The sequence below is a fragment of the Lignipirellula cremea genome (genome assembly GCF_056501455.1).
The window spans coordinates 3,362,882-3,388,959 of the sequence record NZ_CM151415.1 but is presented as its reverse complement, the minus strand read 5'-3'; the positions used below and the strand labels follow the sequence as shown (position 1 = coordinate 3,388,959).

The window sequence follows — 26,078 nt, the reverse complement described above, 5'->3', positions numbered from 1 at the left end:
GGCGACGTGGAACGATACAGCTCTTGTTCCGCGCGGCGGCATTGTAGTAAGTCCTTCCGCCTGACCAGAGATCGCTCCCCGGAAGCAGGGCCCGAAGGCTGGGCCCGGAAGCAAGGGAAAGAGTCTCGACCGGCGGCCTGTCGGTCTTGCCTGACCCGAACAGCGCTTCCGATCCGAGCGCCTGCACGTGCGGGGGCCCCCGCTTTCCGCAGTTTTCCTTGATTGGATGGCGGGAACGGCCGATTTCTAGGTCAGACAAGCGACGCCTAGGGCGACGTCGTCGGAACATTGCGCCCCTGCAGCGAATCCCACGGACGGATTAGCGAGTTATGAAGCGGATCCTGTTCAACCTCGCGTTCTGCGGCGTCGGTTGCGGTCTGGTCATTCCCGCGTTCGCCGCGGAATCGGCGCCGAAGCCCGCGATCGCCGTGCAGGACGTCCGCCTGCAGGAGCAGGGACTGCTCGTCGGTCGGGCCGTGACGAGCCAGGGCGCGGCCCGCGAAAACGTCAAGGTCGCGGTCTCCTTCCAGGGTCAGACGATCGCCGAAGCGACGACGAACCACGACGGCGTCTTCGCCGTGAAGGGGCTCCGCGGCGGCACGCACGTCGTCCAGTCCGACGGCAAGCAGGAAATCGTCCGCCTGTGGACCGCCGATGCGGCGCCGGAAGCGGCGGCGGAAGGACTCGTCCTCGCGGAAGGCCAGGTCGTTCGCAGCCAGGGGCCGGGCGGCATCGGGAATTTCCTGGCCGATAATCTGGTCGGCGTCGGGATCGTCGGCGCTACGGCGGGTACCGCCATCGCCGTCTCGGCCAGCGGCGGCGATTCGAGCAACTGATCGATCGATTCGCTGCTCACACGAAACTCGGACGGGCGAAGTCTATTGGCTTCGCCCGTTTTCGTTCGGCCGATCAGCTCCGCGGCAATTCGTCGATCCACTTCGCGACTGCCGCGGACCAGACCTCGGCGACGCCGCGGTAGGAGTGATCGGCGCCGGAGATCGTCTGCACCGCGATGCGGCTTCCCTCGCCGGCGAGTTCCCGAATCCGCTCGGGCAGCCCTGTAAAAGGCGTCCCATCGCCACGAAGCTCCAACTCTCCGTACGTGAAGAGCGTCGGTCGGTCGATCTGGCCCAGAAGCTTGAGAAATTCGTAGCGTTCCTCGGCTCCGTACTTGTCCCAGTACGTGCGGGCAGAAATCACGAGCGGAAACGGCACGTTCGGCTCGAACAGTCGATCGCCGGCGCCGGAGTCGATCAGGTGCTTCGCCTCGTCGATCCAGCGGCGGAACGATTCGCCGTCTTTGCCCGCCAGTAGCCGGCGATACGACAGCGAAGGGGGCGAGGCCGCGATGACGAACTCCGCCGGAGCGTCGTTCGCGACCGCGTATAGGGCCTTCACCGCGCCGAGGCTATGACCCAGCAGGGCGATGCGCTCGTAGCCCCTCTCGCGAAGGAACGACGTCCAGGCCGCGATGTCGAGCCGGCATTCGTCGACGATCTCCGCCGCGGCGCCGAAATGTCGACGCTTGCCGGTCGTGATCGACGTGATCAGACCGTCATGCCCGCGGGTGTTCGCCCAGAGAACGGCGAAGCCCCGCTGCGTTAGAGCGGGCGAGACGGCCTCGAACAGGTTCGACCCGTAGAAGGAGCTCCCGACGCCATGCAGGCAGAGGACCGCCGTACCAGCGCCGGCGCCCTCCCCCGGCTTCCCTGGTTCCAGCAGAGCGCCGTCCAGCCGCAAACCGTCGGGCGACGTCGTACGAACGAGATCGACGAGCATTCGAAAGATCGAGAGGGTGGACGGCGAAGGCGGGAGCAGGCGGCGGCATGCCAGCAGAAACGCATCGTAGCCGAACGGCCCGGCGATCCGGAGGGGCGAAAAGTTCTGCCGAAGTTGCGGATTTCGGCTCGATTCCGGCGGCTTGCGACGCGTTGAATCGGTTTTAACAGAGCTGATCAAGCCGGACCGCCCCGGCGCCCGATCCTTCCGGTGGGTCGCGACGTTCAGGGACGAACGCTCGCGAGCGGCTGACGATCTACCCTCGGCGAGGATTTCTATGGCGGCGGGCGGCGCGGAGAGTTCGCTGGCGCTGGGCTTCTATGCCTCGTTCCGACATCCGGAGCGTGGGTGGTACGGAGGTTACCTCGCGCTCAATCTCCTGGGACGGCCGCTGGAGTTTCACTGCTCCGCGCCGCTGAAGGCCTCCCGCACGCAGGAAATCCTGTACGGGCCGACGCTGGAAAGCTATCTGGTCGCCGAGCAGATCGGAAAGCGGCTCGTCGAGAACCTCAAGGGATCGCTGCGACCCTCGCTGATCCTGGTGAATCGTCCGGCCGCGCTCTCGCTGGGAGCGCTGATCGACCCGCCGGTCCTTTACGTGCCGGAAGAGTCCGAGGAGGACGTCCGCCGGCCCGACGATCTGATCGGCGTCGCGTTCCGCAAGCAGGAGGCGTATCTCGACGCCGCTGCCGCGCATCATCGCTCTGCAGTCGAGTCGATCTGGCAGCGCCTGAGTCCGTCGTGGGAACTGTCCGAACCGTTCCAGCGGATTCGCGAAGCTCTGGAGGAAGCCCACCGCGGCGCCCGCGCGGCCTGAGAGCCTTCCTTCTCACGTTCCGTAGAAAGTCGATCGAATGGATGCGATCGCCGAACAACCAGCCGTCGCAGGGAACGCGACGCCGCCTTCGATGACGATGGCCTCGTCAGTCGATGCGAAGGCGCTGGCCCTTCCGCCCGCCGCGATCGAGCGTATCCGGTTCGGCGACGGACTCGGGAGCGCAGGGCCCGAGATCGATACCTGGACGCTGCCGCGAACGGAAGTTCGCATCGTCGGCGGACCGGTGAAGGATCCGAGCGTTCGCGTGGTCGGCTTCGCGTTCCCTGATTCGCCGGGGTTTCGACCGGCCTTCATGGCGAAGCTGGCGGTCGGACCTTCCGCAGCTTCGACGGAGCAGGCCGTCGCCGGGCAGACGGCTGCGCCTGACGATGCGGACGCCGAACCGCCGAAGCCGAAGAAGCGGACGCGCCTCAAGCCGCCTCGCGACTGCGTGAAGCTAGAGGACCGACTGTATTACTTGCTTCAGCCGTCGTTGGAGCAGATCGTTCAGGTCGAGGAATTGGAGCTGCCGTTCGAACCGTTCCCCTATCAGCTCGAAGGGATCGGCTTTCTCTACCCGCGACGCGAAGCGATCCTGGCCGACGAGATGGGGCTGGGGAAGACCATGCAGGCGATCAGCACGATCCGCCTGCTGCTGAACGCGGGCGAAGTGCGCAGCGTGCTGCTGATCTGCCCCAAGCCGCTGGTCAGCAACTGGAAGCGGGAGTTCGCGCTCTGGGCGCCGGAGATTCCGATCGCCATCATCGAAGGCGATCAGGCCCGCCGCAATTTTCAGTGGGACCAGGATTCGCCGGTCAAGATCGCCAACTACGAGATTCTCCCCCGCGACGTTGCTCCGCGAATCGAGGAGGAGAACCTGAAGTTCGATCTGGTCGTGCTCGACGAAGCGCAGCGAATCAAGAACCGGGCGAACGCCACGAGCAAGCTGGTCTGCTCCATCCCCGCGCCCCGGCGCTGGGCGCTGACGGGAACCCCCGTCGAGAACAGCCCCGACGACCTGGTGGGCATCTTCGAATATCTCGCCCCCGGCTATCTCCGGCAGGGGCTCTCGCCGCGGGAGATCGGCGCGCAGGTCAGCGACTTCGTCATGCGCAGGACGAAGGAAATGGTCATGACCGACATGCCGCCCAAGCTGTTCCGCGACGAGACGCTAGCGCTCGCTCCCGAGCAGCAGGCGACTTACGAAATGGCCGAATCGGAAGGGGTCATCCATCTCAACGAGATGGGCGACAAGCTGACCGTGCAGCACGTCTTCGAACTGGTCCTGCGTCTGAAGCAGATCTGCAACTTCGATCCGCTGACCGGCGCCAGTTGCAAGCTGGAACGCCTGGTCGCGGACATGGAAGAGGTTCACGCCAGCGGACAGAAGGCGATCGTCTTCAGCCAGTGGGTCGAGACGCTGACGAAGATGCGCCCCCACCTCGAACGCTTCGGACCGCTCGAATTTCACGGACGCGTCCCCAGCGCGAAACGCGACGGCGTGATTCAGCGCTTCAAGGAGGACCCGTCGAAGAGCGTCATCCTGATGAGCTACGGCGCCGGCGCCGTGGGGCTCAACCTGCAGTTCTGCCGGTACGTGTTCCTGTTCGACCGATGGTGGAACCCGGCGATCGAGGATCAGGCGATCAACCGGGCTCATCGCATCGGCGCGGCAGGCTCGGTGACCGTCACGCGGATGAACGCTCTGGGCACGATCGAGGAGCGGATCCACGACGTGCTCGAAGAGAAGCGGGCGCTCTTCGCCACGATCTTCGAAAGCGACGATCCGAGCGCGAAGTCGATGCTCTCCGCCGACGACCTCTTCGGCCTGTTCAACCTGCGAACGCCGAAAGGCCCGCTCCGTCAGGCGGCGTGAACGTCGGGTCGAAGCTCTCAGAAGCAGAGGATTCGCGAACGGCCCCGTGTGCCATGGCTGGCTTGTCCAGCCGTGCTGAGGCGAGGAGAACGCCTCTGATTGGATCGTCGATACGCAAGTCGTACGGCTGGACAAGCCAGCCATGGCACACGACGGGTCTCGCTCAGGAGCGTCGAAGTCCCGCGTCGTTCACGAACCGACGGCCACCGCGAGGCCAGCGTCGACTTCGTCGCGAGAAATCTCACGCGGCGCCGGAGGGTCGACTTCGCTTGCCACGGCTGGATGCGTCCGCTGTTCGAGAACGGTCAGCAGTCCGTTCTCGGAAAGCACGACGCGGCCCGCCTGTTCTTTCGACGTCCGCTCGTGCGAGGCGACCAGCCGCGCGAACAGGGCGAAGACGTCCTCGTCCGGAAGGGGCGAGGTGACCGTAGCGTGGACCGAGCCGACGAACGCTTCGTCCTGAATGGCCGCCGAACCGGTCGCCAGTCGCGCGGTCCACGATGCCCGAAGCGTCTCCAGTCGCGTCGCCAGAGCGCGTCCGGCGTTCGCGGGCGAGAGCAGGACGACGAAAGGTTCGGTTCCCTTGACGAGGATCTCGTCCACGCCCAGCGCGTCGCGAAGCTCGGCCCGCAGGCGCTCCGATCGCTCGACGCGATGAAGCGCCGTCGGAGGTTCGCTTTCGTTCAACGGTTCCAGGATCGCGACGGAGTACGTCGGCCCCAGGTTCTGACTCGTCCAGATGCAGGCTTCGACGGCTGACTTGGACGGGTCTGCCGCTTCGAGCGAACGACCCACATCCCGGGCCTTCACCGGTTCGAGCAGCTTCGCCGTCTCGAGGAAGGTCGCCCGGCAGATGCGATCGAGCGTCGCCGCTTCCTGGCTGAGCGCCTCGCGGATCTTCCTTCGTCCTTTATCGATCCGCGTCGCGTCCATGCCCGCGGCAGACGCCCAGACGGCCGCGCCGAGGAGTTTCGCGTCGCGGCGATAGGTACCGAGCACGTCGCGCAGCGGTCGCCGATCCTCGACGTCGCCGAACGACTTCAGGCGATCGAAGATCGAGTTCCACTCGACGTCCGATTCGCCCATCGTGCCGCGGAGACGTTCCGCGCTGCGACGCAGCGACTTCAGGTCGACTTCCGACTCGACCGCCAGGCGATCGAGTTCCACAGCCGTACTGCGGCGACGGGCGGACCACGCGTTCCAGACCTTATTCGCGGCAAGCAGTTCGCCCAGCAGAATGCCGGCCTCGGACGACCGCCGGTCGGGAGCCGGCTCCGCAAGAGCCTCCAGCGCCCCCTTGGCCTTCGCGGGAGAATGTTCCATTCCGCGCAGGGAAGGCTTGCATCGTCGTCGGAAGGACTCGAACCAGAGCGAGCCGCGACGCACGAGCCGGGCAGCGCGACGCGCTCCCAGTTCGCAAGCTTCCAGCAACCGTTCCCAGAGCGCCGGACCGAGTCTTCCGAGTTGCCTGGTCGATTCCCAGTCAGGTCCGATTCCGATCGCGCACGACGCCGCGAAGCCGCAAAGCCAGTTCGCGACCACCATCATTACCAGCAGGTATCGAAATGTCTCGATCGGCGTCATGGGACCGCGGGAAGTGTCGATCGGAACGACGGTTCGGCGCAAAGATAGCTTTCGCTGCCCGCCCTTCCGGCGACAATTCGTTGCCCCCGACGTCGAACGTCGATTTCTTTCGGAGGAACGCGGCCCTGTCCGCCCTGACGACCCGCTTTTTCCCTACGACCAGCCTCACGAGGCGCCACCCATGATCGCCTACCGCGTCCGCTACTCCGGCCAGGTGCAGGGAGTCTTCTTTCGTGCGACCGCCCGGGAGTTCGCGAAGGAGTACGGCCTGACCGGCAACGTCCGGAACCTGCCGGACGGGTCGGTCGAACTGTTCGTGCAGGGCGCCGCGAGCGTCGTCACCACGTTTCTGGCCGATCTGGCGGCGCGCTACGAAGGAAAGATTCGGCACGAAGATCGCCAGCCAGCGACTTCCGACGATTCCCTGAACGATTTCGACGTTCTGCCTTCATGACCGGCCGTCGTCGCTTCCGACGGCCGGTCGAACAGGCGCCGGGAGCGAACTCACTCTTCGCTCAGATCAGCGCCGGCATAGAGCGTTCCGAGCCAGGCGTCGATCGCCGCGGCCAGCGCTTGCTCGTCGCCTGACTCGGCATACGCGGCAACGAATTCGCGAACCGCGCGTTCGCCGTACCGTCGCTGCAACTGTCGCAGCTCGGCGTATGCGAACGCGGCGTCTTGCGGCGACTGACCTTCGTTCCACGCGATCAGGTCTCCCGCCGCGACGCCCAATCCCTGCGCGGTTCGAGCGTACTCGTAAGCGGCGAACGCCTTCGCCGGACGATCAGCCCGGGCGACGACGCCTTCGGACGAGTTCGCGGCACGGGCGAACGCGTCGTTCGCCTGCGTCCCGCGCGGTCGGCGCCGGGAGTTCTTCCGCTTGACCGTAACGCGAACCGTATCGACGTGCCGGGCGCCGGCGGCGTCGGTCACGAAGAGCTTCACGTTCGTGGTTCCGACGGGAAACAAGCCGGAAGCCCTTCTCGCCGAACGTCCTGCGAGCTTCACGCGAGGAGCGATCCAGCGGTACTTGAGAGCATGCTTGTCCGGGTCGGAAGACTTCCGTCCGTCGAGCCGCACGCGGGCGCCCTTTTCGCTCTTCGTCGTGACGACGATGTTCTTGCCCGCGTTCGCGCGGGGAGCGCGATTGACCACGACGACGTCCGTCGTCTGCCTGGCCATATTTCCCGCCGCGTCGACGGCGGTCCACGTCACGCGCGTCGTGCCGATCGGATAGCTGCCCCGCGGATCGCCTGTCACCTGAACGCCGACGCTGACGTTGTCCGTCGCCGGGGGAACGGGAATCGGGACGGTCGCAAAGAGCTTGCCCGGATCGCAGAACCTCGTCAGGTTCGCAGGAGCTGCGATCGTCGGCGCTTCGCGATCCTGGACCGTCACTTTCTGCGTCCCGGTCACCGTGTTGCCGCCGATGTCCCGGCCGGTCCAGGTAACGATCGTATACCCCAGCCAATAGACCGTCGGAGCGTCGTTGGTCAACGTGACGGTATGGCCGGACGCATCCTGCGCAGTAGGCGGCGTGAGGGTCACTCCGGTCGCGAACGCCTTGCCCGGATCGGTCGGCACGACCATGTCGGCGGCGACGACGATCGTGGGGGAAACCGTATCCTCCACGGAGACTATCGTACCCGCCGTCGTCGTGTCGAAGCCGTCCGTCGCTTCGACGACGACGTCGTGCGTGCCGTATCCGTAGCTGAAGGTGAACTCGATCGGGCTTCCCGGGGCGACGTTCGAAGTCGTCTTTCGCACGACGCCGTTGACCTTCCAGCGGACGGTCATCGCCTGACCGTCGACGTCGTCGACCAGGGAGTTCAGGCTGACGACGCGCTGCCGGTCGACGATCTCGAGCACGACCGGCGCGATCGGATCGATCGACGGCGGCGTATTGACCGGCGGCTCGAGATCCAGAAACAGAACTCGCGTCTGGTTATCCGTTCGCGTCCCTTCGACGAACATCCGGCGACCGTCGCGGGAGACGACCATCTCGCCGAAGCGCCAGTTCGCGATCTCGGTCTCGGCAGGCAGGCGGCCTTGCGCATACGACTTCAACGACCGCATGCCGCCGGTCCTTTCCCAGACGAACGCTTCGTTTCCTTCGAGCGAGTCCGCCGTTCCGAAGAGGTATTCTCCGTCGCCCGTCACGGCGGTCGCGCGGGACGAAGGGCCGCCGAGCGTACCCATGTCCACGACTCCAGTCGTCGGCGACCACCGGAACGCATGCATCGACGCGGTCAGGGGAACGCTCGCTTCACCAGCGACGACGCTTCCGTCGGCGCTGATGCACAGTGCGATGGTCTGCGCGCTATAGTCCGTCGATAGCAACGGCAGGTTCTTGTATCCGACGCCTTGTCGCCAGACTGCGGTCTTCGATCCCGCGGCGATAAAGAACGACTCGTTCACGGCGGCGGCCGTCCCGTCGGACGAAGCGATCACGTTCGTGACCGGGGCTCTTGGCATGTCTCCAGTCGCGGCGAGAATCGAAAGTCCCGCGATCGTCGAATACCTAAACGGCTCGCCGCCCCCGTTGCCGCCGCTCCAGCCAAAGGCTACGCCCGCGTCTGAACACGAAGTCGCTGCGTTATATGTTTCGGTCGGTTTCACGATCGTCGGGATCAGGGTCACGTTTGCCGATTGCGTCCATTGAAACGCGCGTTTGGCCAGGACGTAGCCGCCGGTCATGTCGAAATACCCGACGACGGACGATCCGTCGGCGCTGCACCCTCGCGCTTCGCCGCCGTCGGCCCCCGCAAAAGTGAATTCCACGATGTCATTCGGCTCGGTCCAGCGGAAGGGACGGTTCTTGCCCAATCGAACCAGGTAACCCACGGCGACCGATCCGTCGGCGCTGCAGGCGACGACGTGCGTGTCGTTCGCCCCGTCGGCGATGACGGTCAAGCCGTCGGCCTCGCTCCACCGCGCGGACTTCACGATTCCGGCCTGTTCGAATGTGCCGAAGACGACGTCGCCGGTTCCCGCTGCGATACAGGTCAAGTCGAGATCGGCTTCTACGACGACGAACCGTTCGGCTCCATGAACTTCGGGGCCGAAGCAGAGGGCGCCGAGCGCCGCCGCTAAAAGGGCGCTGAGAATTCTCGTCAGTAGCATGTCGTTCACCTCGCGTTCGGGATCGGGAAGGAGTCAGATGGGAGCCGTTCAGGCAGAAATCTCGAGGGCTGCAGCGGGTCGGGCCGTCGACCGGCGTGCCGCGCGACCGGAACTCAACGGGGCGGAGGCGCTGCGCGTTTCAGGACTCCGTCCCCCTCGGTCGGCGCTCCGTTGGGATAGGTACCGCTAAACGTCAAGCGGATCTCGTCGCCGATCAGTTCGCCCTTCACGTCGAAGGAGTCGCCCCGCGGCGCCTGCTCATGCCAGGTCAACTCGGCGCCGTTCAGTTCGCCGGTCACGACGGCGAAGTTCCGTTGCGGCCCGTTGTCGAACTTGTCGCCGGCCAGCGTCGTTCCCGTCCGCTTGCGGAAATGGACGGAGTACGGAACGGTGATGCCCGCGAACAATCCCCGGCGATACGTTCGCGTCCCCTTCCATACTCCGGGCGAGTCGAACATCGCCGCGACCCGCGCGGCAGCGGCATCGTCGGCAGGAATCGCATCGGGAAGAGATTCGTCGCCGGAGGCTTCGTCGGCGGGCGGATCGTCAGCCGGAGGCTTCGCTGCGGGAGGCTTCGCTGCGGGAGGCTTCACCGCGGGCGCGACCTCCGCCTGAGCGGCAGGTCGCGGTTCGGCGCTGACGCGAACCGTTCGCCTGCCGTCCCGTTCGACGGAGATGAGTTCCCGCTTCAGGATCTCGTCGTCCTTCGCGGCGACGAATTCGTGGGCTCCCGGCTTCAGACGGATCTCCGCGACGCCGGTCCCGGTCAGGACCAGTTCCTCGCCGTCGATGCGAATGCCGATATCCGGATCGTCCGTCTCGACGATCAACGTGCCGTGCGGCGAAGCGATTCGCAGCGCCGTCGCGAACAGGCCCGTCACCCCGAGCGATTCCGTCAGGCCGAACGTCGCCAGCGCAATGAAGAGTCCGACGACGACGATCCGCGTTGCGGGACGCAGCGCACGCATCGGCGTCGGATCGTCTTCGCCCCGCTGTACGCGGGACAGACAGTCGACGAGCGCCTCGCGAACCTGCTCTGCCGAGCGGAAGCGCGCGTCGGGATTCTTCTCCAGCAACTTCGCCACGATCGCCGACAGGCAGGCGGGCGTCGTACGATCGATCGACCGCAGGTGCGGAGGAACGGTCTCGACGACCGACCGCATCGCGGCTAGCGACGACGAGGCGTCGAACGGAGGCGCCCCCGTACGCATGAAGTACAGCACGCTGCCGAGGCTGAAGAGGTCGGAACGTGCGTCGACCGACTGGCCCTGGACCTGCTCCGGCGACATGTAGCGAGGCGTACCGGCGACCATCCCGGGATAGGTCAGACTTGCGTCGTCGACGATTCTCGCGATGCCGAAGTCGACGAGCTTGGCGGTTCCTGCGTCCCGCGAAAGCAGGATGTTGCAGGGCTTCACGTCGCGATGGACCAGCCCCTGGTCGTGCGCGGCTGCCAGCCCGGCGGCGATCTGCATGCCGATCCGCAGGACCTCCGCAGGCTCCAGCGGGCCTTCCCGATCGACGTAGGCCTGAAGCGTTTCTCCGTCGACGTACTCCATGACGAAGTACGGAATGGGCCATTCCTGAACGTCGAAGACTCTCGCGACGTTCTCGTGCTGGATCGGCGCCGCGGCGCTCGCCTCGCGCAGAAACCGCAGGCGAGCCGGAGCGACCGACGCGAGTTCAGGCGTCATCGTCTTGATCGCGACGCGACGCTTGAGCTTTTCGTCGTCGGCCAGCAGGACGACGCCGCAACTCCCGCGGCCGATCACGGCCTCGACTTCGTAGCGTTCCAGTCGCCCCAGCGATGCGACCCGGTCCGAACGTTGCAGCAGGGCCATGACGGACCCGTCCGGCGAAGCAGGCGCCGTGGCAAGAGCCCGAAGCGCGGCTCCCGGTCCCACGGTTTCGTCCGCGGCGATCTGTTCCAGGACCGGAGTTTCCAGGAACGCTTCGCTTCGCTCGTGCGATCGGATCAGTCGCTCGACCCGGCGGCGCATCGCCGAATCCCCGAGACATGCCGAGTCCAGGTAGGTCTCGCGCTCGGCGGCGCCCTCAAGGTCCAGGGCGGCGAAGAAAACTTCCTGCTCGTTCATGACGTCGCCGGTGCGGATGTCCTTGGCGCGGAAGCGCCCCACATCCTTCCGTGCGAAAACCGCGCAGGATTCTCGTCATGAATTTTCGGAGTATTCCTCCTCGCTCGTCATCTCGGCGTACAGCCACGCCTTCGCGTACTTCCACATGCGGGTCGCCGTGCTGCTCGAAACGCCGAGATCTTCCGCCGCTTCGGCGTGCGTGCGACCGGAAAAATAGCGCAGGCGAACGAGTTCCGCGTGCTGCGGGTGCAGCGCATCGAGCTTTTCGAGCGCCTCCGCGAGGGAGATCAGATCCTCGCGGGGCTGCGGCATCGCGATTTCGTTTTCGTCGAACTCCTGCCGAACGAACGCTCCGCCCCGCTTCAGCGATTTTCGCCGTCGGGCATGCTCGACGAGAATGCGCTGAATGGCGAGTGACGCCGCGCCGAAAAAGTGTCCGCGCCCGTTCCAGTCGGAGGAATCGCCCCGCGCCAGCCGCAGGTAAACTTCATGAACGAGCGCCGTCGGCTGGAGCGTCTGTCCCGAACCTTCGACCGCGAGATGGAAGGCGGCCAACCGTCGTAGTTCGTCATAGACGACCGGCAGCAGTCGCTCGGCCGCGACGGGACCGGCATCGCCATCGTCGCCGATCAAGGCGTCGGCGGGCGTTTCTGTCGCCTCATCCATCCGCTCGATCTCCCGCGGTTCGAATATCGTGACCGTTCGATGGGCAGCTATCGAGTCTTACTAATCGTCCCGCGATTGCAACCCGCTGAGGTGGCTTCTTCATCGAGGTCGATCGTGCGAGGGCAGGCGGACGCGGGACCCTGCCGCAGCGAAAACGCCTTTCCCCGCGTGTTCGCCAGCCGCGAGGAGTTCGTACTTAGCCTGGCGACGTCGATCTTCGACACGGTCGCGAATAGCAGTGGCGAATAATCGACGGGCCTTTTGCCCGCGCAATCCGTATCATTCACTTCATTGTTCGCCCCTTCCGTGAATTGCGGGCGACCGGCGCTGGTTCGGGCGAAAGTCTTGATTTAGTCTGCTCTTCTGGCTGTTTCTGCGGATCGGTTGACTGCCCGGGGGCGGCAACCTGCTCGCACCGTCTCTTCGACATCTTCCGCACGCGTTTCGGCATGGAAATCCTGCGTACGATTCGGCTGTTCGAGGACACGGATCCGACCCGGATCACGTGGCTCACGCCGCTCTGGGTGTTGGCCGTCGGCATGCTGCTGGGACTGCTCCTGGCCGGGCTGCTGTTCGGACTGCTCTACCTGATTTTGACCGGCCTGGCCCGCGTCTCGCCAAAGTTCGAGCGCCGGCGGGAGATGCTGGTCGATTCGCTGTTCCAGGGCCCCCTCTTTTACGCCTCGATCATTTTCGGAGCGTTCGCCATCTTCAGTTATGTCGGCCTGGGCTTCGTCGAGAACCCTGACGCGGTCGTCGACTCGCTTCGCCGGCTGAATGCCGTCGGGACGGAGACCGTCACGTTCGAGATCGCCGCGACCCCGCTGGATCAGGCTCCGCAGGATCAGCCGGTCGCGATCGACGTCCGACGCGCCGAGATCGTCTCGATGCGGGCGGAGAGTTCGACCGAGATCGACCTCGCCGCGACGCCCGAACTGCCGCTCGGCTCGCCCGCCGCGATGCGCGTTCGCGCCAACGAAGAAAAGGTCTGGGGCAAGAACTCGGACGTCATCGGCCAGGCGCCGCTGTTCGACGAGGCCCGCGTCGAGACGCTGTACGTCAAGAACCTCGGCACCCGCGACGGCACGCTGGCGCTGACGTTTCAGACGCGACTGGCCCATCCGGAAGCGACCTCGATTCCGGTCACGGCGCTCTTCGTGCTGGCGATCTACGCGATCTACTTCCTGCAGGCTTTGCTCTTCCCGAAGCTGAGCGCCGTAGCGCTCGCCACGTTCAAGAGCGAAACGTCGACTGCCTTCTTCTGGCTGCTGATCGGCCTGGGAAGCGTGGGGCTCGTGACGTTCCTGTACATGCCGTTCTACACGTTCGGCTACGACATCAAGATGCTGAAGGAGTGCGGCCTGACGCTGATCATGGTGCTCGGCATCCTGCAGGCGCTCTGGTCGGCGAGCCAGTCCGTCGCCGAAGAAGTCGACGGCAAGACCGCGCTCACCGTGCTGTCGAAGCCCATCAGTCGCGCGTCGTTCATCGTGGGCAAGCTCTCGGGGATCGTCTGGACGACCGGCCTGCTGTTCCTCTGCCTGGGGCTCGTCTTCCTGGCGGTGGTCGCTTACAAGCCGATCCACGAGAGCGGCGAGAACGCGGCGGTCGAAGCGTCGGCGCTCGTCGCCTGGCAGGAAATGGCGCAGGTCGCGCCCGGCATCTTCCTGGCCTTCATGGAAACGATCGTCATGGCGAGCATCTCGGTCGCCATTTCGACCCGGCTGCCGTTCCTCGCGAACTTCACTATCTGCGGCGCCATCTACGTTCTCGGGCACCTGACGCCGCTGATCGTGCAGTCGTCGGTCGGACGGTTCGAGATCGTGGCCTTCTTCGGACGCCTGATCGCGACCATCTTCCCCGCGCTCGATCACTTCAAGATCGACGGCGCCATCATGAAGGACGTCGTGATCGGCTGGGATTACCTGGCCATCTCGGGCGTCTACATGGTGATCTACGCGACGATCGCCATGCTCCTCGCCCTGACGTCGTTCGAGAACCGGGATCTGGCGTAAGGCTATTCGATTCGCACGTAGCGTCAGTCCCCGGCGAGCGGAGGGCGTAAGCCCTCCGTGGAACTGAGTACGCTACGCCCATGCAAAACGATCCAGTCGTTCTATGAAGCGGATCAAGGTCGCCGCCGGCGTGCTGAATCAGACGCCGCTCGACTGGGACGGCAACCGCGACCGCATCGTGGAGGCGATCGGTCTGGCCCGCGAGCGGGGCGCCTCGATCCTTTGCCTGCCGGAACTCTGCGTCACCGGTTACGGCTGCGAGGACATGTTTCACTCGCCGGGCGTCGTGGAAACGGCGCTCGAATCGCTCGGCGAGATCCTGCCGCATACGAAGGGGATCGTCGTCTCGCTCGGCGTGCCGGCCTATCGCTCGGGCGGCATCTTCAACTTCGCCTGCCTGGCTGCCGACGGCGTCCTGCTGGGGATGGCCGGCAAGCAGAATCTCGCCGGCGACGGCATTCACTACGAGCCGCGGTGGTTCAAACCGTGGCCCGAAGGGGTCGCGACGACGCTGCCGTTTCAGGGCGCTGACGTGCCGGTCGGCGATCTGATCTTCGACGTCGGCGGCATCCGAATCGGCTTCGAAGTCTGCGAGGACGCCTGGGTCGGACAGCGTCCCGGCGCGAAGCTCGCCACCCGCGGCGTCGACGTGATCCTGAACCCCAGCGCCAGTCACTTCGCGTTCGATAAGTACGACATCCGTCGTCGGTTCGTGCTGGAGGGTTCCCGGGCGTTTCAGGCCGCGTACGTTTACGCCAACCTCGTCGGCAACGAGTCGGGTCGCGCGATCTTCGACGGCGACGCCATGATCGCCTCGGGCGGACGGCTGCTCGCCAACGGCAAACGGTTTTCCTATCGCGACGTCAGCGTGCTCGACGCGATCGTCGACATCGACGAGAACCGCCTGGGTCGCTCGCGATCGAGCAGCTTCCGTCCCGCGCTGGGATCCGAAACCGGCGCTGTCGTTCGCGGCCCCTTCGAATTCCCCGGGAGGCCCGAACCGACCCGGGATCAGGAAGCGGCGCCGTGGGAAGCGTCCGACGGTCGCAAGGAGGTCGAGTTCACGCGGGCCGTCTCGCTCGCCCTGTTCGACTATGCGAGAAAGAGCCGCTCGAAGGGCTTCGTCGTCTCGCTCTCGGGCGGCGCCGACTCGGCAGCCTGCGCGACGCTCTCGTCGCTCTCCGTCGCCTACGCGCTCGATGAGTTAGGAACGAAGGAGACGCTTCGGAAGCTGGCCTATTGGAAGGAATTGCAAGGCGCGAAGCCGGGCGAACGAGCGGGCGAGAATTCGGAAACGGAGATCGCCGCGCGTCTGGGCGCGTGGGGGCCGGTCATTCTGCAGACGGTCTATCAGGCGACGCGGAACAGTTCTGACGTCACGCGAAACGCGGCAGAGGCGACAGCGGAGGCGATCGGCGCCGACCATCTGGTTTTCGACGTCGACGCGGCGGTCGAGAACTATCGTGCGGTCGTCGAGCAGGCGATCGATCGCGAACTGACCTGGGAACGGGACGACGTCGCGCTGCAGAACATCCAGGCCCGCGTTCGCGTGCCCGGTCTCTGGATGCTGGCGAACCTGCGCAGCGCGCTGCTCCTCGCTACGAGCAACCGCAGCGAGGCCGCCGTCGGCTACACCACCATGGACGGCGACTGCGCGGGCGGGCTCTCCCCGATCGCCGGCATCGACAAGGCATTCCTACGTCGCTGGCTGCGCTGGCTGGAGGCGAACGGCCCGCCGGGTTACGCCCCGATGACGGCGCTGCGGCTGATCAACGTGCAGCAGCCGACCGCGGAGCTGCGACCTCTCGATCGGCATCAGACCGACGAGGGCGATCTGATGCCCTACGACCTCCTCGACCGCATCGAGCGCCTGGCGATTCGGGACAAGCTGATCCCGGTCGAGGCGTACGAGCGCCTGCTGGAAGAGTATCCGCAGTACACGGCGGACGACCTGCTCCTCTGGATCGAGCGGTTCTTCCGCAAGTGGTGCCAGAACCAGTGGAAGCGGGAGCGGTACGCCCCGTCGTTTCATCTCGACGACGAGAATCTCGATCCCAAGACGTGGTGCCGCTTCCCGATCCTATCGGGCGGCTACGAGCGGGAGCTGCGCGAGCTTCGCGAGTGGAAGCGGGCGAACGTTCCGTCGGGTCGCTGATCGCACAATCGGTCAGCCGCGGCCCATGAAGCGGGACCAGTCGCGACCGCGGTCGACGGTCGGCGGAGAGTTCTCCTCGTCGACGAGATTCTTGAACCGGAAGAAGCCGGTCCGATTCTCGAAGACGCACCCGAGGAGATGCTCCTCGTTCTGCGACTGGCGACGCACGACGCGGAGCGTGATCGCGCCGACCCCCAGCGGACAGGCTCCGCCCGGGCAGACGAAGAGCTGCGTTCCGATCTCCAGCGGCAGGGGGCTCATCGCGCGAACGCCGCTGGCCGAATAGTCGAGTATCCGCACGCTGACCGGACGCTCGGGCCCTTCCGCCGGTCGCGCCTCGCAGGCAATCGAGATCGGCGACCGCGGATACGACCGCCGGTCGATCAGACCCGCGACGGCCAGCTTTTGCAGCAGATCGGGACCGACCCGCCGGACGAACTCGATCGTCGCCTCACGACGTCCCGGCTCGGAGCTGACGTGCTGATGCCGCACGCGAGCGGGAATGCGAACGAGCATCGACGGCGAGCCGCAGGCGAGTTCCAAAGCGCCCGCTTCCGGCAATTCCTCGTCGGAGGCGACCTCGATCGTGGCGTTCGTTTCGCCGAGGGCCAACGTCCGGGCAGGCAGGCCTTCATGGTCCGATTCCCCGCCCAACCAGCGGACGACCAGGGAGCCGGTCGGCTCCGATCGCTGACCGAGGAGTCGTGGCGGGAGCAGTCGCAGGAGTCCGGTCATGAGACTGTCCGTTTCCGAAAGCGCAACCTGCGCCGATGGGGAAAGCGCGGCTGGCCGAACAAGGGCGGGAGCGAGCCGTTAGGGGAAACGTAGCTCGCATTCCCGCGTCGGGCGGCACAGCTTTCCCCGCTTCTAAAAAGTCCCGGTCCCGCACGACCGTTTCGACCGATTTCGCCGGCAGCGGACCGGTTCTGAGGCAAGATCGGGCGAATCGCGCGAACGCCGCCCTGCCCCGGTCGGTCCAGACGTCCGGACCGTCGTGCGACGCCTTCCCAGGCTCTCCGCAAGGGAGCGAACCCTTTGCGTTTTCGGGCCTGCACGCGTAGGATGAACGGTCTTCGAACGACGCCGGAGCGTCGGTTTCGACGGCGTTTTCGGGGTGCCGGTCCTTTCGGGGCCGATTCCGAAAACGCATGGTTCCCACAACGTCGATGCCGCAGTTAAGCCTTGAGGCTGACGGCGGTTAACGTTGTTCGTTTTCTCGCTCGCCGCTATCTCAGCGCTCGCGGAGGTTCCCTAGTGTCTACGGCTACGACCCCATCCACGCAGGTGATGACCGGATCCGACATCGTCGTCAAATCGCTGGTGGATCACGGGGTCGAGGTAATCTTCGCCTACCCGGGCGGGGCGAGCATGCCCCTGCACCAGTCGCTCACGCGGTTCGAGGACCAACTTCGCACGATCCTTCCCCGCCATGAGCAGGGGGGCGCGTTCGCCGCCCAGGGCTACGCCCGCAGCACGGGCCGACCGGGCGTCGTGATGGCGACCAGCGGTCCGGGGGCGACGAATCTCGTCACCGCGATCGCCGACGCCAAGCTCGACAGCATTCCGCTGATCGTCCTCACCGGCCAGGTGAAGACCCCCGTCATCGGCAGCGACGCCTTCCAGGAGACGCCGATCGTCGAGGTCTGTCGCGGCATCACCAAGCATCACTACCTGGTGACCGACGTCCGCGACGTCGCGCGGGTGATGAAGGAGGCCTTCCACATCGCCACGACCGGACGCCCTGGCCCGGTGCTGGTCGACCTTCCGAAGGACATCCAGGAAGATACCTGCGCGTACGATCCGGACCCGGCGATGAACCTGCCCGGGTATCGCGTCGATCATCGTCGGGCCCGCCCCGAGCAGATCCGCCAGATCGCGGCTGCGATCAAGCTCGCCAAGCGTCCGATTCTCTACGTCGGCGGCGGCATCATCGCCGCAGGCGCTTCCGAAGAGCTGCGCGAGCTGATCAAGAAGACGGGCATCCCGACGACGATGACCGTCATGGGCCTCGGCGCTTATCCGAACGCCGAACCGCTCAGCCTGGACATGCTCGGCATGCACGGCAGCGCGTACGCGAACTATGCCGTGCGCGACTGCGACCTGTTGATCGCGCTCGGCGTGCGATTCGACGACCGCGTGACGGGCAAGCTCGCCGAGTTCGCCAAGCACGCCAAGATCGTCCACATCGACGTCGATCCGTCGGAGATCAACAAGAACAAGGAAGCCCACTTCCCCGTCGTCTCCGACGTCAAGTTCGCCCTGCAGGAACTGAACAAGATCGTCGAGAAGCCGACCGACATCAGCGAGTGGGTCAAGAACTGCGCCGACCTGAAGAAGAAGTATCCGTTCCGCTACGACGACAAGTACGACGGCATCCTGCAGCAGCACGCGATCCGCACCCTGTCGGAGCTGATTCAGGAGCGCGACGCCTACGTCACCGTCGGCGTCGGTCAGCACCAGATGTGGGCGGCCCAGTTCGTCCAGTTCAAGCGTCCCCGCACGTGGCTCTCCAGCTCGGGCCTGGGGACGATGGGCTTCGGTCTGCCGTCGGCCATGGGAGTCCAGGCGGCTCATCCGGACGCTCTGGTCATCGACATCGACGGCGACGGCAGTTTCCAGATGAACATCCAGGAACTCGCCACCTGCTACTGCGAAGATCTGCCGGTGAAGGTGCTGCTGCTCAATAACCAGCACCTCGGCATGGTCGTGCAGTGGGAAGACCGCTTCATGCAGAGCAACCGGGCCCATACTTACCTCGGCCCGGTCCATCACGAAGAAGCTCGCGGCAAGGGCTCGGTGGAGAAGCACGCCTTCGTCGGCGATCGCTACCCTGACTTCGTCCAGATCGCCAAGGGCTACGGCTGCGGCGCCGCGACGATCGTCAAGAAGGCCGATCTGCTTCCCGCGATGAAGGAAATGCTCTCGTACAAGGGGCCCTACGTCCTCGACGTGCAGGTCCCTTACGTCGAACACGTCCTCCCGATGATCCCGTCGGGCCAGACCGCGGACGACATGATCCTGGAGTAAGCGACCTTCTGCGGAAGGTTCTGCGATTCGAACGCGAAAGCCGACGTCCCCCGACGCCGGCTTTTTTCGTGCGCCGGCTTTTCCCTCGCGAGAGCGTCCCGCCGCGTTGAGACCGCCCACACGCGGACTTACGATAGGTTCGGCTCGCTTCGGCGACACCGGCTCCTCCGCTTCCCTCCCCACGAGACTAATCGATGAAAGCGCTTTTCTCCTTCGTGCTGACCGCGACGGTTTTCGGTGTCTCCGCGACGACCGTCTTCGCCCAGGATGCCGATCCGACCGCGGACGGTCTGCCCGCGACGCTCGGCAAGATCGAGCGGCTCGATCCGGCGCTGGACGCCCTGCTTCCCGCGGACGCCAAGACGGAGGTTTTGGCGGGCGGTTTCGTCTGGACTGAGGGTCCCGAATGGCTGCCCCAGGAGAAGGCGCTGATCTTCTCCGACATTCCGCGGAACGTGATCTTCAAGTGGCAGGAGGGTCAGCCGGTCAGCGTCTTCAAGAAGGAGGCCGGCTACACCGGCAAGGAACCGTTCCTGGGCGAGGAACCGGGCACGAACGGCCTGATGCTCGATCCGCAGGGTCGCCTGACGATGTGCTGCCACGGCGACCGGTGCGTGAAGCGGCTGAACGCCGACGGCTCGCTTGAGACGCTGGTCAGCGAGTATGAAGGAAAGCGTCTCAACAGCCCGAACGATCTCGACTTCAATCAGGCGGGCGAACTTTACTTCACCGATCCGCCCTACGGCATGCCCAAGGGCTGGGAAGATCCGGGCCGTGAGCTCGACTTCTGCGGCGTCTATCGCCTCGGCGCCGACGGCAAGCTGACCCTCCTCACGAAGGAGATGACGCGGCCCAACGGCATCGCCTTCTCGCCCGATTTCAAGACGCTCTACGTCGCACAGTCCGACCCCGCGGCGGCCATCTGGAAGCGCTTTCCCGTGAAAGACGACGGCACGCTCGGCGAAGGCGAACTGATGTTCGACTCCACCGATAAGGTCAACGCGGAGAACCCGGGCCTGCCCGACGGTATGGCGGTCGACGCCAAGGGGAACGTCTGGGCCACGGGCCCGGGCGGCGTGTGGATCTTCGATCCCGCGGGCAAGCCGCTCGGTCGCATCTTCACCGGCGAACGGACGAGCAACTGCACCTTCGGCGGCCCGAACGGCACGACCCTCTACATGACGGTCGACGACTACCTCTGCCGGATCGAGACGTCGACGAAGGGTTTCGAGCGTTGACCGATGCCGAACTTCCGCTTCGACCGTGAAGATTTCGGGAAGTCGAATCGACGAGCGCGAAGGCCCCGTTAGACTCGGGCTTCGTGCCGAATCGTCGCTTCCTGCAAGCGCTCGTCCAGGCGAATCCGAACCCTGGCGAGCGATGACGCCGATCGATGGAGAGCGCCGCTACTAAACGCGTCGACGGCGGCATAGGAGGCCACGGCGACGGCAACGCGCGGCTGTGGGCGACTGCCTTCTGGGCTGTCGCTGCCGCGTTCGGTGCGTACTTCTGCATGTACGCCTTTCGCAAGCCGTACACGGCGGCGACGGCTCTCGACTTCGGCGAACTGTCGCTCGGCGGCATCGACTACAAGAACCTGCTGATCGTCGCCCAGACGCTGGGATACCTGACGTCGAAGTTCATCGGCATCAAGGTCGTCTCCGAGTTGCCCAGGTCGCGACGCGCGATCGGCGTCGTGACGCTGATCCTCGCCGCGGAGTCGACGCTCGTTCTGCTCGCGCTCACCCCGGCGCCCTGGAATTTTCCGTTGATGTTTCTCAACGGCCTGTCGTTGGGGATGGTGTTCGGCCTGGTGCTGGGATTTCTGGAAGGTCGCCGCGTCAGCGAAGCGTTAATCGCCGGGCTCTGCGCCAGCTTCATCGTCGCGGACGGCGCGATGAAGTCCCTCGGCACGGCGTTGCTCGACTCCGGCATTTCGGCGACGTGGATGCCCGCCGTCGCGGGAGCGGCGTTCCTTCCGCCGACGCTCGCGTTCGCCTGGATGCTGAGCCGCATCGCCCCTCCCAGCGAACTGGACGAGAAACTGCGCAGCGAACGCCCCGCGATGACGGCTGCCGAACGCCGGGCGTTCCTCTCGCGATTCGCGTTCGGACTCTCCGCGATCGTGTTCGTCTACGTCCTGCTCACGGTGCTTCGCGGCATTCGCGCGGACCTGGCGCCGGAGATCTGGAAGAGCCTGAGCTTCGCCGCGACGCCGAGCATCTTCACCACGTCCGAACTCTGGGTCGCCGCCGGCGTGGTGGCGGTGAATGGGGCTGCGTTCCTGATCCGGGACAATCGCAAGGCGTTCTTCGCCTCGCTGGCGATCTGCGGCACCGGGTTCGCGCTCGTCCTGATCGCCTGGGCCCTGTTCGCGCGCGGTTCGATCGGCGCCTTCCCCCTGATGGTGTCGATCGGACTCGGTCTGTACCTTCCGTATGTGGCGGTGCACACGACCGTCTTCGAGCGTCTGATCGCGATGACCCGCCAGCGCGGGAACGTCGGCTTTCTGATGTACGTCGCCGACGCCTGCGGATACGCGGCGTTCGTTCTGGCGATGCTCGTCGAAGGTCTGCCGATCGTGAAGGGAAACCTGCTCAGCGCGTTCGCCGGGCTCTGCATCGCCGTTTCGACGATCTCTCTCGTCGGGCTGCTCTGCTGCGCCTGGTACTTTCGCAACGAAGGCGTCACCCGCGCGGAGCCCCTTCCGAGTTCGGCACCGTAGCGACGCGCCTGCCGTCCTGAATCGCCGGTCCAAGTCAGTTCGTCCGACCGTTCCCATGTGCGCTGCGATGTCCTCCCCCGAGAATCAGTCCCCGCCGAAGCAGGTCATCTGCGAAGACGCCGATGCGGCGGGCATCGTCGCAAAGATTCTGTCGGACCTGGGCAGCCGAAAGATCCTGTTCGTCACGGACCGGGGAGCCTACCGAGCGTCGGGCGCCGAAGCGGCGTTTAGCGACGTTCGGCGTCAGTTCGAGGCGACGACCTTCGACGAATTCGAGCTCAATCCGAAGCTGGAAGACGTCGAGCGCGGGGTCGTAACGTTCCAGGAACGCCGTCCGGACGCGATCGTGGCCGTCGGCGGGGGCTCGGCGATCGACATGGCGAAGCTGATCGGCGCCTGCGGGGTTCAGGACGCTTCACCGCTCGACGTCGCCTTGGGAATCGCGCCGATCGCGAACGCTCCTCCCCTGACGATCGCCATTCCGACCACTGCCGGGACGGGCAGCGAGGCGACGCACTTCGCGGTCGTCTACGTCGACGGCAAGAAACATTCGCTTGCGCATCCGCTGATGCGACCGGCTTATGCCGTGCTCGATCCGACGTTGACGTATAGCCTGCCGAGAGGGGCGACCGTCGCGTCGGGTCTGGACGCCGCGTGCCAGGCGATCGAATCGATCTGGTCGGTCGGCGCGACCGAGCGATCGCTGGAGCACGCGTACGTCGCCCTTGAACTGGCGCTTCGTCATCTGCCCGCCGCGGCGAGCGATCCCGATCCAATCAGCCGCAGCGCGATGCTTCGCGCCGCCCATCTGTCGGGTCGCGCGATCGACGTGACGAAAACGACCGCGCCGCATGCGTGCAGTTACTCGCTGACGAGCCGGTACGGAACGCCTCACGGGCTGGCCGTGGCGCTGACGCTGGGTCCCTTCCTGAAGTGGAACGGCGCGACGAGCGAAAGCGATTGCACCGACCCGCGCGGCGCCGAGAATGTCCGGCAGCGCATCGCGTCGATCAAGTCGCATCTGGGCGCCGATTCGATCGACGAGGCCTGCCGGTTGTGGGAGGAGTTCCTGCGACGACTCGGAGCGCCGACGCGACTGCGCGAGATCGGCGTCACGCCCGACGATCTTTCGTCGCTGGCGGACGACGTCAACGTCGAACGACTGGCGAACAACCCGCGGCGGATCGACCAGGAAGAGCTGGTCGAGCTTCTGCGGTCGGTCTACTGAACGTTTCGGGTCTACTGCCGTAGAGGTCAGGATTCTTGAACAGCGAAGATCAGCCGGGATCCGCGGAGTCGGTAGCCGTCGTCGGCGCGGGCATCGTCGGCCTGGCGGTGGCGTGGATGGCCGTCCGATCGGGGCGCCGCGTGACGGTCTTCGAGCGCCGATCGCGGACCGAGGAAGCGACCGTCCGCAACTTCGGCATGATCTGGCCGATCGGTCAGCCGTTCGGACCGCCGTACGATCTCGCGCGACGCAGCCGCGATCTGTGGGTCGAACTGGCCCGCGAAGCGAAGTTCTGGCTCGCCGAGTGCGGCTCCGTCCATCTCGCGCATCGCGACGATGAATGGCAAGTCCTGCACGAGTTCCGCGATCTGGCCGTGCGTAGCGGCGTCGACTGCGACCTGCTTTCCGCTGACGAAACGCTCGCGAAGATGCCTGCGGCGAATCCGACGGGACTGCGCGGCGGACTCTGGAGCCCGACCGAACTGGCCGTCGATCCGCGGAAGGTTCCGGCCCGCGTCGCCGCGTATCTTGCCGAGCGTTTCCAGGTGCAGTTTCGCTGGAACGCGCCGGTCGTCGCGCTCGAAGATCAGACGGTCCAGACCGCGACCGGCGAGCGCTCGCGCTTCGATCGCATCGTCGTCGCGAGCGGCGCGGAGGTCGCGGCGCTCTTTCCCGAGACGCTCGCCGCCTCCGGATTACGACGCTGCAAGCTGCAGATGCTGAAAACCGTCCCGCAGCCCGGCGGATGGAGACTGGGCCCGCACCTGGCGAGCGGGCTGACGCTGCGACACTATCGCAGCTTCGCAGACTGTCCCGGGATCGAGGCGCTGAAACGACGGGTCGCGGAAGAGACGCCCGAACTCGATCGCTTCGGCATCCACGTCATGATCTCCCAGAATCAGACGGGCGAGGCGATCCTCGGCGACTCGCATGAATACGGCGACGAGATCGATCCGTTCGGCAAGGCGGAGATCGACGACCTGATCCTGCGGGAGCTGCGGAAGATCGCGACGCTTCCTGACTGGACCGTCGCGGAGCGTTGGGACGGCATCTACGTCAAGCCTTCGACCGACGCGTACTTCCATGCGCAGCCGGCGCCGGGCGTGGACATTCTGACCGGACTGGGCGGCGCCGGCATGACGTTATCGCTCGGGCTCGCCGAGCGTTTCTGGACTGACCGACTGAATGAAGGATTGGCGCATGCGTGAAGTAGATTCGAACGCCGTTCGCGCGGTGGCGTTCGACTGGGCCGGAACGATGGTCGATTTCGGCAGCCGGGGTCCGGTCACCGCCTTTCTGGAGATCTTTCGCGGCTCTGGGGTCGAGATCACCGAGGCCGAAGCCCGCGAGCCGATGGGTCGCGGCAAGTTCGATCACATCGCGACGATCACGCGTATGCCGCGCGTCGCCGCAGCCTGGATGCAGCGACACGGAACCGCGCCGAACGACGTCGACGTGCAGACGATGTACGACGCCTTCCTGCCGATTCAGATGGCGGTTCTCGCGCGGCACGCCGACCTGGTGCCCGGCGTTCTGGAAACGATCGAGTTTCTGAAGGGCCGCGGAATCGCGATCGGTTCGACGACCGGGTACACGCGGGCGCTCATGGACGTACTCATCCCGTCAGCGCGGGAGAACGGCCTGGAAGTCGATCACGTCATTTGCATCGACGACGTCCCGGAGGGGCGCCCTGCGCCGTGGATGCTGCTGCGAAGCGCGGAACGGCTGAACGCCTTTCCGATCGCCGGCGTCGTGGCGGTGGACGACACATGCGTCGGCATCGAAGCGGCGAAGCACGCGGGCGCCGTCGCCGTCGGGGTCGCTCTCTCCGGCAACGCGCTGGGCCTGGGACTCGAGGAATATCAGGCGCTCTCGCCGACGGAACTCGCGACGCGTCGCGACGCGGCTCACGCGACGCTGCAGAAGTCGCGGCCCGACTTCCTCATCGATTCGGTCGCGGATCTGCCGTCGATCTTTCCGCAGATCGAACGGCTGATTCAGGAGCGTCTCAGTTCACGCTGAACGGCGGCGGGAACAGCACGGAAGCGATCGCCGGCTCGAGCGTCCCTTCCTCTTCTTCGAGCGACTCGCTCGACTCCAGTCGCTTGCGGAGTCGCTTGAGCAGCATCGCGGCGCGGCGGTCGACGCACGTTTCGGCCAGCAGTTTTCGCCGCGTCGCGTCGCTGAACGGAATCGTGTAGCCCACGATGTCTGCCAGCGCGCCGAGCGGCATGCTCATCGAGAAGATCTGCCGGAACTGCTCGGGCGAGAAATCCGACCGGCCGGCCCAGATCCCGAACAGATCGAGCAGTTCACGATGCATCTCCGCTCGGCTGGAGTCGGCGGCGGCGTCGAATTCGTCGTCGAGAATTTCGACTTCCGCGATGCGGAACGGGCGGATCGGCGGCGTCTCCCGCACGATCTTGATTCGCCGGAGACCTTGCAGCAGCAGGTTGTACCGACCGTCGGGCAACCGCGTATGCATCACGATCTTGCCCAGGCAGGCGATCGAATGGACCGGCGGGCGTCCCTCGTAATCGTTCTCCCACCCGTCCTTCAGATTCGCCATCGCGATCAACATGTCCGTTTCCAGCGCCTCCTTCACCATTTCCCGATAACGGAGCTCGAAAACGTTCAGCGGTTGCAGTACCGCGGGGAACATTACGAGATTCGGAACGGGAAACAGGCGGGCGTAGCCGGAGAACTGCGCCGGTACGGCGAAGAGATCCTCGAAGTCGGGCATTCGGCGGTCTCGGGCGGACGAACGGCGCCCCGGACTTCGCCAGTCGCGAGTCGGGGCCAGCCCCGTCGGAGGGAGTCGGCTGCCGGCGAAACCCCGGAAGGTCGCGTCGGCCCTACATTATTCCCCCCACGTCTCGAAAGACCAAGGATGAAAGGCGCCCTCGCCGCCGATGCGAGCAGCGTGCCTTCTGCGGGAAACGACCGATCCTGACGAAAAATCAGGTCGCACGAGGGGCGGACCTGAA

The 26,078-nt window shown here is 65.6% G+C and carries 19 protein-coding genes; 12 read left to right on the top strand and 7 right to left on the bottom strand.

Translation table 11 applies throughout. The features are described 5' to 3' along the window. The first annotated feature begins 329 nt into the window (after positions 1-329). Positions 330-836 carry a hypothetical protein gene (locus SH602x_RS13385; protein WP_479472786.1) on the top strand — a complete coding sequence of 169 codons (507 nt, stop codon included), beginning with the start codon at positions 330-332 and terminating at the stop codon, positions 834-836. Between the two features lie 73 nt (positions 837-909). Here the strand turns inward: SH602x_RS13385 and SH602x_RS13380 are convergent, their stop codons facing one another. After that, a complete protein-coding gene (locus SH602x_RS13380) occupies positions 910-1,779 on the bottom strand; it encodes an alpha/beta hydrolase (protein ID WP_479472785.1) in 870 nt (289 codons plus the stop codon). A 277-nt stretch (positions 1,780-2,056) separates the two neighbouring features. On the opposite strand from SH602x_RS13380, the gene SH602x_RS13375 reads away from it, so the two are divergent. Together SH602x_RS13375 and SH602x_RS13370 are read left to right on the top strand one after the other, a co-directional pair. Continuing rightward, positions 2,057-2,596 carry a hypothetical protein gene (locus SH602x_RS13375; RefSeq protein ID WP_479467973.1) on the top strand — a complete coding sequence of 180 codons (540 nt, stop codon included), beginning with the start codon at positions 2,057-2,059 and terminating at the stop codon, positions 2,594-2,596. Positions 2,597-2,693: 97 nt separating this feature from the next. After that, positions 2,694-4,472 carry a DEAD/DEAH box helicase gene (locus SH602x_RS13370; protein WP_479472784.1) on the top strand — a complete coding sequence of 593 codons (1,779 nt, stop codon included), beginning with the start codon at positions 2,694-2,696 and terminating at the stop codon, positions 4,470-4,472. Between the two features lie 189 nt (positions 4,473-4,661). Here SH602x_RS13370 and SH602x_RS13365 read toward each other — a convergent pair whose 3' ends face one another. Beyond that, entirely contained in the window at positions 4,662-6,056 is a 1,395-nt protein-coding gene (locus SH602x_RS13365) for a hypothetical protein (protein WP_479472783.1), read from the bottom strand. Positions 6,057-6,237: 181 nt separating this feature from the next. Between SH602x_RS13365 and SH602x_RS13360 the strand changes: the two genes are divergently transcribed. Further along, positions 6,238-6,510, top strand: coding sequence for an acylphosphatase (locus SH602x_RS13360; protein ID WP_479472782.1), 273 nt, complete (start codon positions 6,238-6,240; stop codon positions 6,508-6,510). 50 nt (positions 6,511-6,560) lie between these two features. Here SH602x_RS13360 and SH602x_RS13355 read toward each other — a convergent pair whose 3' ends face one another. From SH602x_RS13355 to SH602x_RS13345, 3 genes are all read right to left on the bottom strand, one after another. Further along, entirely contained in the window at positions 6,561-9,179 is a 2,619-nt protein-coding gene (locus SH602x_RS13355) for an HYR domain-containing protein (RefSeq protein WP_479472781.1), read from the bottom strand. Between the two features lie 113 nt (positions 9,180-9,292). After that, the gene (locus SH602x_RS13350) at positions 9,293-11,317 is read right to left on the bottom strand and encodes a serine/threonine-protein kinase (RefSeq protein WP_479472780.1); all 2,025 of its coding nucleotides are present in this window, start codon (positions 11,315-11,317) and stop codon (positions 9,293-9,295) included. A 33-nt stretch (positions 11,318-11,350) separates the two neighbouring features. Beyond that, entirely contained in the window at positions 11,351-11,941 is a 591-nt protein-coding gene (locus tag SH602x_RS13345; RefSeq protein WP_479472779.1) for an ECF-type sigma factor, read from the bottom strand. Between the two features lie 449 nt (positions 11,942-12,390). On the opposite strand from SH602x_RS13345, the gene SH602x_RS13340 reads away from it, so the two are divergent. Together SH602x_RS13340 and nadE are read left to right on the top strand one after the other, a co-directional pair. Next, on the top strand, positions 12,391-13,956 hold the full coding sequence (locus SH602x_RS13340; protein WP_479472778.1) for a hypothetical protein: 1,566 nt from the start codon (positions 12,391-12,393) through the stop codon (positions 13,954-13,956). A gap of 103 nt (positions 13,957-14,059) precedes the next feature. Continuing rightward, positions 14,060-16,111, top strand: coding sequence for an NAD(+) synthase (gene nadE, locus SH602x_RS13335; protein WP_479472777.1), 2,052 nt, complete (start codon positions 14,060-14,062; stop codon positions 16,109-16,111). A gap of 12 nt (positions 16,112-16,123) precedes the next feature. Here the strand turns inward: nadE and SH602x_RS13330 are convergent, their stop codons facing one another. Continuing rightward, positions 16,124-16,846, bottom strand: a complete 723-nt coding sequence (locus SH602x_RS13330; RefSeq protein WP_479472776.1) for a PilZ domain-containing protein — start codon at positions 16,844-16,846, stop codon at positions 16,124-16,126. Between the two features lie 552 nt (positions 16,847-17,398). On the opposite strand from SH602x_RS13330, the gene ilvB reads away from it, so the two are divergent. From ilvB to phnX, 6 genes are all read left to right on the top strand, one after another. Continuing rightward, positions 17,399-19,138: a biosynthetic-type acetolactate synthase large subunit gene (gene ilvB / locus SH602x_RS13325; RefSeq protein WP_479472334.1), complete on the top strand. Its 1,740-nt coding sequence runs from the start codon at positions 17,399-17,401 to the stop codon at positions 19,136-19,138. Positions 19,139-19,332: 194 nt separating this feature from the next. After that, positions 19,333-20,376 (top strand): SMP-30/gluconolactonase/LRE family protein, encoded by a 1,044-nt coding sequence (locus tag SH602x_RS13320; RefSeq protein WP_479472775.1) that lies wholly within the window; start codon positions 19,333-19,335, stop codon positions 20,374-20,376. 155 nt (positions 20,377-20,531) lie between these two features. Further along, the gene (locus tag SH602x_RS13315) at positions 20,532-21,863 is read left to right on the top strand and encodes a DUF5690 family protein (RefSeq protein WP_479472774.1); all 1,332 of its coding nucleotides are present in this window, start codon (positions 20,532-20,534) and stop codon (positions 21,861-21,863) included. Between the two features lie 67 nt (positions 21,864-21,930). Further along, on the top strand, positions 21,931-23,091 hold the full coding sequence (locus tag SH602x_RS13310; RefSeq protein ID WP_479472773.1) for a phosphonoacetaldehyde reductase: 1,161 nt from the start codon (positions 21,931-21,933) through the stop codon (positions 23,089-23,091). 35 nt (positions 23,092-23,126) lie between these two features. Next, the gene (locus SH602x_RS13305; protein WP_479472772.1) at positions 23,127-24,299 is read left to right on the top strand and encodes a TIGR03364 family FAD-dependent oxidoreductase; all 1,173 of its coding nucleotides are present in this window, start codon (positions 23,127-23,129) and stop codon (positions 24,297-24,299) included. Then, a complete protein-coding gene (gene phnX, locus SH602x_RS13300; protein WP_479472771.1) occupies positions 24,292-25,113 on the top strand; it encodes a phosphonoacetaldehyde hydrolase in 822 nt (273 codons plus the stop codon). The genes SH602x_RS13305 and phnX overlap by 8 nt, the downstream gene beginning before the upstream one ends. Here phnX and SH602x_RS13295 read toward each other — a convergent pair. Next, positions 25,100-25,834 (bottom strand): LON peptidase substrate-binding domain-containing protein, encoded by a 735-nt coding sequence (locus tag SH602x_RS13295; protein WP_479472770.1) that lies wholly within the window; start codon positions 25,832-25,834, stop codon positions 25,100-25,102. The two genes, phnX and SH602x_RS13295, sit on opposite strands and share 14 nt — an antisense overlap. Positions 25,835-26,078 lie beyond the last annotated feature (244 nt).